The sequence below is a fragment of the Myxococcus virescens genome (genome assembly GCF_900101905.1).
In the GTDB taxonomy this organism is placed as follows: Bacteria; Myxococcota; Myxococcia; order Myxococcales; family Myxococcaceae; genus Myxococcus; species Myxococcus virescens.
The window spans coordinates 446,260-457,803 of record NZ_FNAJ01000002.1 but is presented as its reverse complement, the minus strand read 5'-3'; the positions used below and the strand labels follow the sequence as shown (position 1 = coordinate 457,803).

General features: G+C 67.4%; 9 protein-coding genes. 2 read left to right on the top strand and 7 right to left on the bottom strand.

The features are described 5' to 3' along the window. Window positions 1-80: 80 nt before the first annotated feature. Both BLU09_RS08570 and BLU09_RS08565 read right to left on the bottom strand, forming a co-directional pair. Window positions 81-800, bottom strand: a complete 720-nt coding sequence (locus BLU09_RS08570) for a YsnF/AvaK domain-containing protein (RefSeq protein WP_244171542.1) — start codon at window positions 798-800, stop codon at window positions 81-83. Between the two features lie 34 nt (window positions 801-834). Further along, entirely contained in the window at window positions 835-1,221 is a 387-nt protein-coding gene (locus tag BLU09_RS08565; RefSeq protein WP_244171541.1) for a hypothetical protein, read from the bottom strand. Between the two features lie 338 nt (window positions 1,222-1,559). On the opposite strand from BLU09_RS08565, the gene BLU09_RS08560 reads away from it, so the two are divergent. Next, a complete protein-coding gene (locus BLU09_RS08560; protein WP_186817766.1) occupies window positions 1,560-2,465 on the top strand; it encodes a YsnF/AvaK domain-containing protein in 906 nt (301 codons plus the stop codon). A gap of 57 nt (window positions 2,466-2,522) precedes the next feature. Here the strand turns inward: BLU09_RS08560 and BLU09_RS08555 are convergent, their stop codons facing one another. The 5 genes from BLU09_RS08555 to BLU09_RS08535 all read right to left on the bottom strand — a co-directional run bounded on the left by BLU09_RS08555 (window position 2,523) and on the right by BLU09_RS08535 (window position 7,755). Then, complete coding sequence (locus BLU09_RS08555; RefSeq protein ID WP_244171540.1) at window positions 2,523-3,956, bottom strand: serine/threonine-protein kinase; 1,434 nt, start codon at window positions 3,954-3,956, stop codon at window positions 2,523-2,525. Between the two features lie 119 nt (window positions 3,957-4,075). Then, entirely contained in the window at window positions 4,076-4,372 is a 297-nt protein-coding gene (locus tag BLU09_RS08550) for a hypothetical protein (RefSeq protein WP_090488079.1), read from the bottom strand. A 70-nt stretch (window positions 4,373-4,442) separates the two neighbouring features. Next, window positions 4,443-6,266 carry a molecular chaperone DnaK gene (dnaK, locus tag BLU09_RS08545; RefSeq protein WP_090488077.1) on the bottom strand — a complete coding sequence of 608 codons (1,824 nt, stop codon included), beginning with the start codon at window positions 6,264-6,266 and terminating at the stop codon, window positions 4,443-4,445. Between the two features lie 5 nt (window positions 6,267-6,271). Then, entirely contained in the window at window positions 6,272-7,153 is an 882-nt protein-coding gene (locus tag BLU09_RS08540) for a nucleotide exchange factor GrpE (protein ID WP_090488075.1), read from the bottom strand. Between the two features lie 92 nt (window positions 7,154-7,245). Next, on the bottom strand, window positions 7,246-7,755 hold the full coding sequence (locus BLU09_RS08535; protein WP_090488073.1) for a transcriptional regulator: 510 nt from the start codon (window positions 7,753-7,755) through the stop codon (window positions 7,246-7,248). Window positions 7,756-7,972: 217 nt separating this feature from the next. On the opposite strand from BLU09_RS08535, the gene BLU09_RS08530 reads away from it, so the two are divergent. Then, window positions 7,973-9,994 (top strand): lamin tail domain-containing protein, encoded by a 2,022-nt coding sequence (locus tag BLU09_RS08530; protein ID WP_244171539.1) that lies wholly within the window; start codon window positions 7,973-7,975, stop codon window positions 9,992-9,994. Window positions 9,995-11,544: the final 1,550 nt, after the last annotated feature.

The following is an 11,544-nucleotide window of genomic DNA, read 5'->3' as shown; positions in this document are numbered from 1 at the left end:
TTTCTAGGGGACACCTCTCCATGGGTCAAGCGTGCAGCCGTCCCGAGCCCCCGTCACACACCCCCTGTGCGGCGCGTCAGTCAGGAGTGCAGCCCGTCCAACGGGCCGTCGTGGAGCACCTCGCCCCGCTCCTCTACCTCCGCCGTCTCTTTCCGAACGGTGGCGTGAACCTGCCGGAGCACCTCGTCGGTGTACCGGGAAACCGCAACCTCCTGCCAGACATGCACGGACCGGGTGACCTCCACCCGCTCCTCGTGCAGGGGGATGACGAAGGTGCCCGCCTCGAAGGGGACCAGCCCCTCCAGCACCGGCCGGGCAGAGGCCACGGCCTCCGGCGCCGGCGGGCCCTCGGCGTCCACGGTCTGTTCGGACACCCGCTCCACCACCAGCTCCTCGCGGCGCACGGGCACGGAGAAGTGCCGCACCTCCGTCCGCACCACCTTGTGGATGCGCACCTGTCCCGCCTCGCGCACCACCACGTGAGGATGGGCCTCCTCGCGGGCCAGGGGCACCACGACTTCGCCGGGCGTCGCGAACCCGGCGGAGAGCACGGACTCTGGGTGACCTGACCGCGCCTGCGCCGGACTGTCGTGCTCCGGTGACACCTCGTCCCGCGTCAGCCCCAGGTGCACGTCTTCGCCGCGCACGTCCACCACGTCGCCGTAGCGCGCGGTGAAGGACTTCAGCCGCAGCAGCCCTCCTTCGATGGCGAAGGTCTCCCCGCCGCACCCCACCACGGTGCCCAACCGGGCCCCATCCGCCGTGAAGACCCGCATCCCTTCCCGTACGTCCGTGCGCATCGGAGGACTCCTCTCGTGTGGTGTGGTTCGCGGCTCACGCCAGCGTGGGCAGCCCGGGCTCGCTCCAGGGATGCTCCCGGCCATTCGGCCCGCGCCGGCGCACCCGCTCCAGGGGCGTGCTGGGGCGCTCCGGGTCCGGGTCCGTCTCCAACGCGGCGGGCTCGCGGGCAGCGGGCGGCGAGGAGGGCACCAGGGCCAGGACGGGAAGCGGCCGGAGCCGATGGCGCGCGAGCCGGCCCGCCACCAGGGCGCCCAGCATCCCGGAGGCGCAGGCCACGCCCACCATGGGGCCTCGCAGGTCCGGACGGAGCAGCCGGTGGATGCCACGCACCACCAGGTGCGCCCCCACGCCCGCGGCCGCGCCGCCCACCCACGAGTCACTCCAGCGCCACGGCTCCCCGGTTCCCTGCCTGCTTCTCATGACGGTCTCCCGTTGGGTGCTCGCGGCACGCGGTCCGGACGCACCTCGCCTGAAGATGGGGTGGGCCGCCGCGCCCTGAGAAGCCCCGGCCCACGGCCGCCGGCGCGGTGTCGCCAGGGCAGGCGAAAGGACAGGCGGGCGTTCGGGCGGGCAGGCACGGTGCCAAGCCAACTGGCACTGCGTCCTCGGCCCCTGACACCGAGACCGAGCGCTCACACCTTCCATGATGACCGGGGTGGAAACCCCAGGGCCTCGCGCTCGCACGCGGGGCCTCCACCAGCGCCGGGGTCCAAGGTGTGTCCAGCAGGTCCACCCGCCCCGGTCACGAGGAGCCAGCCATGTACCAACGCAGCGACGTCAACGAAGGGATGGTCGTCCGCAGCATCGACGGCGAAAAGCTCGGCAAGGTCTTCGCCGTCGGCGACGGCGAATTCCACATCGAGAAGGGCCTCTTCTTCCCGAAGGACTACCTGGTCCGGTACTCGGAAATCAGTCGCATCGACGGCTCGGAAATCATCCTCAGCCACGGCAAGGAGATGCTGAGCCGGCTGACAGGTGAGGACCGCACGGGCGCCGTCGCCGGCACGGGGGGCGGCGCGGGTGTGGGTCCGGGCGCGGTGGGACTGGGCGCCGACCGGGCCGCGGCCCGCGCCAGCACGGGCATGGACGCCACCACGGACACGGTGGGCCGCAAGGACACCTACGACACGGGCTACGACACACGCCTGGGCACGGACGCCCGCTACGGCACCGGCGTGGACACGGACACCGCCGGCCTGAAAGCCACGGACACCCCGGTGGGCGCGCGGGACATCCACGGCCGCGAGGAGGACATCACCATCCCCCTGCACAAGGAGGAGGTGGACGTGCTCAAGCGGGACGTCCAGGCCGGTGAGGTCCGCGTCCACAAGGACGTGGTGGAGGAGGACCGGGAGATGGACGTGCCGGTGCGCCGCGAGCGCGTCCGCGTGGAGCGCCGGGACGTGAGCCCGGAACGCCCGGCGATGAATGCCTCGTTCCAGGAGGAGACCGTCGTCGTCCCCCTGCGCGCCGAGGAAGTCGAAGTCCAGAAGCGCGCCGTCGTCGACGAGGAGGTCGTCATCCACAAGGACGAGGTGGATGAGGAGCGCCACATCTCCGAGCACGTACGCCGGGAAGAGGTGGACATCCGCACCGAGGGCAGCGACGAGCGGGCGCGTACGCTGAACGCGCCCTCCGACGACCCGCTCAAGCGCGGGTACTGAGCGCGCCTTCCCAGCCCCTCTTCCTCCCAAGAGGGGCCGGGTCTCCTCCCCGCTTCCTCAGGGTGAGGACTTCCGGAGCCGCGGCCGCATGATGGGCGTTTCCTCCTGGGACCGCCCTCCCGCGGAGGCAGGGCGGTCCAACCGCATGAACTCGCGATGCCGGTCGGGGAAGTGCTTCGCCATGAGCCGCACCAGCTCCGAGTCGTTCGCCGGACGGCAGGCATCCGCCAGCCGGTCCGCCATCTCCCGCGCGCTGCCGAAGCGCGCCTCGGGGCGCTTGGCCAGTGCCGTCTCCAGCACATCCCAGAGCGCCCGGGAGATGTGCGAAGGCCGCGGCGGAAGGGCCTCCTCGCAGATGGCGTGCATGGTGGCCAGCTCGTCGGGCTTCTCGAAGGCCCGCGCGCCGATGAGCGACTGGTAGAGGACGAGCCCCATGGCGAACAGGTCGCTGCGCGCATCCAGCCTCATGCCGCGCGCCTGCTCGGGGGACATGTACAGCGGCTTGCCCTTCACGATGCCCGGCAGCGTCACCGTGCGCTGGGCGCGGGCCTTGGCCACCCCGAAGTCCAGCACCTTCACCCGCCCGTCGAACCCCACCATGAGGTTGTGCGGGGACAAATCCCGGTGCACCAGCTCGAGCGGCGCGCCGTCCTCGCCCTGCAGCCCGTGCGCCGCATGCAGCCCCGCCAGGCCCTGGCACACCACGGCCACCGCGTGCGCCGTCTCCAGCGGGCCCTTGGCCGCGCGGAGGAGCCGCTCCAGGTCCACGCCGCGCACCAACTCCATGGCGATGTAGTACGCGCCCTCCGCCTCGCCGAAGTCGTAGAAGTGCACCAGGTTGGGGTGGGAGAGCCGCAGGCCGATGCGGGCCTCGTCCAGGAACTGCTGGACGATGGAAGGGTCCGAGGACAGGTGCGGGAGGATGCGCTTGAGGGCCACCAGCCGGCCCAGGCCCTCCGGGCCTCGGGTCCGCGCCACCAGCACCTGCGCCATGCCCCCGGTGCCCAGGGGCGTCACCACTTCATAGCGGCCAATGTGGCCCCGCGAGGCCGTAGGCGGCTCCCCGGTGAGCGCATCCAGCCGCTCCAGCGCGCCCTTGCCGTCCGTCAGCGCGAGGAAGCCCAGCACGGCGCTGTCGAGCTGCTCGCCAATGGCCTCCACCAGCTTCATCACCAGCCCGCCGCCGCCGTCGAAGGCGCCCTCCACCACCAGCCCCAGGCCCCCCAGCTCCAGGCTGCCCAGGGCCAGCCGCGTGCAGAAGAGCGTCCGGCCGTCATCCAGCTTGCGGACACCTTGCCAGTGCGCCGCCTCCAGGACGTCCACCCCGGGCTCGCCCAGCACCCGCGTCAGCACCGGGCCTCGCGTCCCTCGCAGGGACACGAAGCCCGCGCGCGCATGCACCAGCCGGGCACACTGCGTGAGAAACACGTCGAGCCCGGAGTTCAGGTCCAAGCCCCGCTCCAGGCAGTCCTCCAGGATGACGTCGGCCATCCGATGCACGGAGACCAGACCCCGGAGAAAAACGACCTCTTCCTCTAAAGAGGGAAAATCCACGGGCCCATTCAACACCCGGGACGCCCTTTTCACGAAACCCAGAACCTCCGGGACGGCTACACGCGCTCCCGGTCCTTCAACGGCGCCACGGCCGGAAGGTGCTCGGGCGTGCCGGAGCGGAGCGACCGGGGCAGGTGGTCATCCATCAGCCCGTGCACTTCCAGCACGCGCTCCAGGTGCGCCACGCGCTCACGGAGCAGCCGCACCTCCATGCCGCCGTGCTGGGATTCCTTCAAGCGGATGAAGGCCTCCACCAAGGGCTTGAGGGAGAAGCGAAGCGTGAGCCCGAAGAGGGGCACCCCCACCACCATGGCGGTGATGAGGAACATGACGATGCCTTCGGTGACGTCCATTGATGCGCTCCAGGGGGACTGACTGCGCGGCAGGCAGTCTACGCTGGAGCGCGGAGGCGATTGCGAGCGTTCAGCTCGCCTGGCCCGTGTAGATGGCGTCCGCGATGCGGTAGGCGCTGCCCTCCAGGCGCTGGAAGGATTCCTTGAGCACCGCCACGTCGGAGGTGTTGAGCACCTCCTTGAGGCGCTCCAGGTCCGCCTTGATTTCCTCGCGGTCCTTCTCCGACAGGAGGCTCGCGTACTCCTCCAGGCTCTTCTCCGTCGTGTAGATGAGGCCGTCGGCGTTGTTGCGCAGCTCCGCCAGCTCCTTCTTCTTCTTGTCGTCGGAGGCGTGCGACTGGGCGTCGGAAATCATCGCCTGGATTTCCGCCTCGGACAGGCCGGAGTTGCTCACCACGCGCACCTGCTGGACCTTGCCGGTGCCCAGGTCCTTGGCGCTGACGTGGACGATGCCGTTGGCGTCGATGTCGAACGACACCTCGATTTGCGGCACGCCGCGCGGCGCTGGGGGAATGCCCACCAGCTCGAAGCGCGCCAGCGTCTTGTTGTCCGCCGCCATCTCACGCTCGCCCTGGAGCACGTGCACGCTCACCAGCGGCTGGTTGTCCACGGCGGTGGAGAACACCTGGCTCTTCTTGCAGGGGATGGTGGTGTTCTTGTCGATGATTTTCGTGAAGACACCGCCGGCCGTCTCGACACCGAGCGACAGCGGCGTCACGTCCAGCAGGAGGACGTCCTTCACCTCGCCCTTGAGCACGCCGCCCTGGATGGCCGCGCCCACGGCGACGACCTCGTCCGGGTTGATGCCCTTGTGGGGCTCCCTGCCGAAGAACTCCTTCACCTTCGCCTGCACGCGCGGCATGCGCGTCATGCCGCCCACCAGCAGCACCTGATTGATTTGCTGCGCGGGAATGCCCGCGTCCTTCAGGGCAATCCGGCACGGCTCGATGGTGCGGTCGATGAGGTCCGTCACCAGCGCCTCGAAGGTGGCGCGGTCCACGGTCTCCGTGAGGTGCTTGGGGCCGGAGGCATCCGCGGTGATGAACGGCAGGTTCACCTCCGTCTCGGGCGCGCTGGACAGCTCGTGCTTGGCGCGCTCGGCGGCTTCCTTCAGGCGCTGCAGCGCCATGCGGTCCTTGCGCAGGTCCAGCCCGTTGTTGGCTTCCGCGAAGCGCTTGGCCAGGTAGTCGATGAGGCGCTGGTCGAAGTCCTCGCCGCCCAGGAACGTGTCGCCGTTGGTGCTCTTCACTTCGAACACGCCGGCGTTCAGCTCCAGGATGGAGATATCGAAGGTGCCGCCGCCCAGGTCGTAGACGGCGATGCGCTCGGTGCCACCCTCCTGCACCTTGTCCAGGCCGTAGGCCAGGGCCGCGGCGGTGGGCTCGTTGATGATGCGCAGGACATTGAGCCCGGCGATGCGGCCGGCGTCCTTGGTGGCCTGACGCTGGCTGTCGTTGAAGTAGGCGGGGACGGTGATGACCGCCTCGGAGACCTGCTCACCGAGGTAGTCCTCCGCCGTCTGCTTCATCTTCATCAGGACGATGGCGGAGACCTCCGGCGGGCTGTAGCCCTTGCCGCGAATCTCCACCCACGCGTCGCCGTTGGGGCTGGAGGCCACCTTGAAGGGCGACACGCCAATGGCCTTCTTGCCTTCGGGCGAGTCGAACTTGCGGCCGATGAGCCGCTTCGCCGCGAAGACAGTGTTCTCCGGGTTGGTGATGGCCTGCCGCTTGGCAATCTGCCCCACCAGGCGCTCGCCGGAGTCAGTGAAGCCCACCATGGAAGGCGTGGTCCGGCTGCCTTCGCTGTTGGGGATGACCACCGGCTCGCCGCCCTCCATGACGGCGACGCACGAGTTGGTCGTCCCAAGGTCGATTCCAATCACCTTGCCCATGTTGGTTACTGACTCCCCCCGGAAGAGTTCTCGGACTGCGCGGGCGCGGCGGGCGCCTCGGTGTCGGTCGTGGCGGTAGCGGGCTCGGCGACGGCCTGCGGCTCTGCGGCGGCTACAGGCTCGGCGGGTGCACGCGCGACGACGACCATGGCCGGACGCACCAGCCGCTCATTCAGGTAGAAGCCGCGCACGACTTCGTAGGCGACGTGGCCGGCGGGGACGTCCGCCGTCTCCACCTGCTGGATGGCCTCGTGCACGCGCGGGTCGAACACCTGCCCCTTGGCGCTGAAGCCCTTCACCCCGTGGCGGCCCAGCGCGTCCTCGAAGGACTTGCGCGTCATGGCCACGCCCTTCTCGAAGCTGTCCAGGTCCGGCGACTTGGCCGCGGCGTCGATCGCGCGGTCCAGGTTATCCATCACCGGGAGCAGGTCCTTGAGCAGCTTCTCCGAGCCGAAGCGCTGGACCTCCTCCTTCTCCTTCTGCGCGCGCTTGCGGTAGTTCTCCAGGTCCGCGGCGTGGCGCACGGTGCGCTCCTGCGCCTCCTTCGCACGCTCGTGGGCCTCGCGCAGGCGCTCCATCGTCTCGCGCCCCTTGGCTTGGCTGAACTCGAGCTGGGCCTTGAGGGACTCCACCTCCTGGCGGAGCGCCGCCACGTCCTCGGACGGGGGCGCCTCGGCGTCAGACGGCGGAGAAGTGGTGTCGGCGGGGGACGCGGACGCTTCGGCCTCCACCTCGGTGGACGGGCCTGAAGCCTCCACCTCGATGACGGTCACCTCGTCCTCATCGTCCATGTGACGCTCGACGCTGCGAACCGCCGCGTCGATGACGTCCTGCCCGATGTCTGTCTGGATTCTGCTCTTGTCGTTCGAGCCGGCCACGGCGCGCACTATCTCACGCGCCGCGGGACCTTCCAAATGGCGAGAAGGACAAAGGAAACCGGCTTGCCCCCGGGCAGGCGGGCTTCACACCCAGCGGAACTTCACGCTCCGGCGGTGGTCTTGGCGGCGGGCTTCTTGGGCCGGCCAATCGTCTTCTTGGAACCCGAAACAGCCTTCTTCGCCGTCTTCGTGGCGGCGCCCTTGGCGGCGGGCTTCTTGCGGCCAATGGACTTTTCCCCGGCCTTCTTCGCGGCCGGGCGGGAGGCGCTGGCCTTGGGGGCCTTGGCCTCGGCTGCGGGCTCGGCTGGCGCCTTGGCGGGACGCGAAGGAGGGGTACGCTCGCCGCCCTCCTCGCTCGTGAAGGCGCGCTCGACGGCGCCCTCGACCTGACGCACAGCGACTTCGATCTTCTCCGCCGCCACCTTGCTGGTGCTGGCGGCCCAGGTGCGAAGCTGCTCCAGGCCTTCCTTCACCTTGGCCTGGTTCTGAGGGTCCTTCACTTCCTTGAGGAGGCGCTCAGCCTCGCCGCGCAGGTCATCGGTGGTGCGCTTGAGCTCGTCACCGGTGCGCTTGAGGAAGTCCATCAGCTGCTTGTCCCACTTGTTGGCCATGTGCTGTCTCCTCCATGGGGCAGTCATCCCCCCCGAAAACCATTCCACTCCACGGCTGCCCGGAGCGCAAAACCTTCCAGCGCTTGCTTGAAACACGAACGATGTCGGCGGCCATTGCCTTTCGTGCCACGCGCCTCGTGCATGCGGGCGTCCGTCGAGGCTAGAGTGGGCGCGTCGCGTGCCACACTCCTCGAGGCCCGCGCTGGAGCCCGCCGACATGCCGTTTTTCCGAATGGCGGGGATGCTCGCCGTCCTCACCCTGCTGTGTGCCTGCTCCGAGGGACGTGGACCCTCGGGAGCGCCCCGTCTGCCCGCGGTCGAGCTGTCTCCGACGACGGTGGGCCTTGCCTACGAAGCCATGTTCACCGCGTCCGGGGGCGAGCCGCCCCTGCGCTACACGGTGTCACCACCGCCGGCGGGCTTCTCCTTCTATACGGGAGAGGGGCGGCTGCTGGGCCCGGGCACCGAGGCCGGTGACTTCTCCATCACCGTGACGGTGCGGGACGCGGACGGCCTGGAGAACGTGCGCACGTACGCGCTGAAAATCTATCCACGCCCCGAGGTCACCAGTGACGGGCTCCCCGCCGCCACGGAGGGGGACAGCTACGAGCACGTCCTGGTTGCCACCGGCGGGCGCCCTCCCCTTCAGTGGGAGCTGGTGGCGGGCTCGCTGCCCACGGGCATCGCGTTGAGCCCCGAGGGATTGCTGACGGGGCAGGCCCAGGGACAGGGGACCTATCCCATCACCCTGCGGGTCCATGACGCCCACGGCGCCGAGGCCGAGGTCCAGCTGGGGTTGGAGGTGGTGGGTCCCGGGCAGACGCCGGACGGGGGCGGGCCGGATGGGAGCTTCCCGCTGTCGGTGGGGAACTGGAACATCGAGTGGTTCGGGGACCCGCTCTATGGGCCCAACGACGAGCCGTTGCAGTTGGCCAATGTCCAGGCCGTCATCGCCGACGCGGGTGTGGACTTCTGGGGACTGGCGGAGATTGTCAGCACGGCGCAGTTCAACGAGCTGAAGGCGCGGCTGCCGGGCTACGACGGCTTCCTGGCGGATGACAGCTCCCGGGTGTCGTCGGGAACGAGCTACTACTCGGCCAATGAGCAGAAGGTGGGCGTGCTGTTCAAGTCGGACGTGGTGCAGGTGCTGCGGGCGGACGTGGTGCTGCTGAACCACGACTACGACTTCGGCGGGCGCCCGCCGCTGCGAGTGGACCTGCGCATCCAGCGCGGTGGTGCCAGCGTGGACGTGACGGCGTTGGTCATCCACATGAAGGCGCTCGCCGGTGCCGACGACTACGCGCGGCGCCTGTCGGCCTCCGGGTGGATCAAGGACTACATGGACCTCCGCCTGCCCACGCAGCGGGCCATGGTGGTGGGTGACTGGAATGACGACGTGGACGTGTCCATGGCGACCAATCCCAGCACCGGGCTGAAATATGAATCGCCGTACCGTAACTTCGTGAGCGACTCGGCCAACTACCGGTTCACCACCCAGGCCCTGTCCGAGGCGGGCATTGGCAGCACGGCGAGCCGCAGCACGTTCATCGACCATCAGCTCGTCACCAACGAGATGTGGACCAGCTACGTCCCCAACTCGACCCAGGTGCTGCGGCCGAACATCACGGGCTACCGGAACAACACGTCCGACCACTACCCCATCATCAGCCGCTTCAACTTCGGGAATGCAGGCGGCGGGGGAACGGGGACGGGCGGGACGCAGTACAAGGTGTTCATCAACGAGTACCTGCCGCAGTCGCACAACAAGCCAGGCACCACGACGCCGGATTATGACCAGCAGTTCGTCGAGCTGGTGAACACCGGCACCACGGCGGTGGACCTGGGCGGCTGGAAGATTCACGACGCCAGCTCCTACGCGGGCGAAGACGACACGCGGCACATATTCCCTGCGGGGACGATGATTCAGCCGGGCAAGTCGTACGTCGTGTACTCGGGGCCGACGGCGGTGCCTGCGGGCGTGACGAACGCCACGGCAGCCTCGGGAGGCGGGCTGTATTTCAACCGGGGCGTCAACACGGGCAGCAGCGGAGACACCGTGTTCCTGGTGCGGCCGGACAACAGTGTGCAGGACAGCGCGGGTTATCAGGACACAGAGGTGGGCATCTCCTACAACCGGAGCCCGGACGGGAGCTCCACCGGGACCTGGGTGCCGCATACGCAGCTGTCACCCGGAGTTGAAGCTTCGCCTGGGCGGCGGGTGAACGGCACGGCGTTCTGATAGAGGCAAACTGTTCCCCTTTGTTGTTGAAGCAGAGAAACGTGCTCAGCGGCACGCCTCGCTGCGAGGAGAACTCCTTCTGCCTCAGCCCGCTCGCCTCGATGGCTTCGGCGATCCGAAACCACTCCTGCTTCTCCACCGGCTTCGACAAATACTCCAGGATCCACGGCGCTGACTCCTCACTCAACGCCTCTCAGCTCGTCGTTGGCCGGACGGATACGCTGCACCGTGGCGGCGTTCATGAAGGAGTCCATACCTCTCTCATGAATGGGGCGGATGGCGGACAATTCAATGAGGGCCTGCCCACCCAGCCCTCCGTCGCCCATTCCCTCTTCGGCCTACCCCTGACGCAGTAGTGATAGTTCAGGAGTTTTGTCGCGTGACAGCCACGAGGACTCCAAGCCTGTGTAGGTGCAGCGCAATCCATCTCGCCTCGGTCTCTGTACCCGACCAGAGATCATTCAAAGGTGCGCGTATCAAGCGCGCGGCCGCGTTGAGATCAAGCCCAAGCAAACGCCTCATCTCCCTTACGGCATTGCTGCGGTGTGCCGCATCCAAGAGGTGCAAGCTCCATTGCCCCTGAGCCTCAATGAATGCACTGCGGATCTGCTCAGACGGGAATCCGATATCGTCCTCTTCCACCGCATTTCCACAGTGCATCCCCCGTGACCACCGCAACTCCTTTCTTGAACCGATGGACTGAACGACGCTCCATTCAACACCACAGCCACACACTGAGCAATTTCCGTCCTCGCGGATCACTCAATCCATCCCTTCTTTCGTTTGACTAGCTCCAAAGACTCACAAAAACCCTCAATGGAGAATGTGCTTATCCATTTGTTGCGGCGACTGCTGTCGCGTCAAGGAGTTGAGTCCCCTCACGAGCATGACTTCCGGTGGTCCGGCTCCGTGATGGCATTTTCGGAACCTCCGCTCGTGAGCCCCTCAGCCAGTGCGCACGAAAACAGGCGTCCATCCCTCAAATAGCATACGCGGCAACAATCAGGCCTGCTTCTGGACCCCACCTCGTCCGCTCGGACTTCCATGGTTACTGGGACTACGTCCTCAAGCCCAAGGTGGCTAAGCAATTTCTGATCGAACCCCTACCGTTGGCGTCCTGCTTCGCCACCAAGCTGCGCTGCGCGTCTTAGATATCTGTCTCTGTGTCACAGTTCTTCCACTGTGCATCCCTGTGGCCGACCAAAGTAGCGCACCCCTACATCAAGCTCGGAATCTGAGAGCATTTTATGCGCTGACCGTAAGGTACGGTGCGCAGTCATCTCTGATACAGGCGCTGTTTTCAGAAATCTCAAAAACTCTCTCCTGACTTCTCCAGTCATGACTGCACATTCCATAGGCGCGCCATCCTCATCAACACCTGCAGATTCTCTCGGACCAATCGAGGCCAGAAAGCCAAAAAGCTCCTCCCACCAGGGATGCCACTCTCTTGCATCCGATGGGCTAACAAAAAAGAACCGAACTCTTCCGGTGGCATGGGGGAGATCGACTCGAATGGTGGCTATCGTTTGGACATTCATCGTTAAAAGACC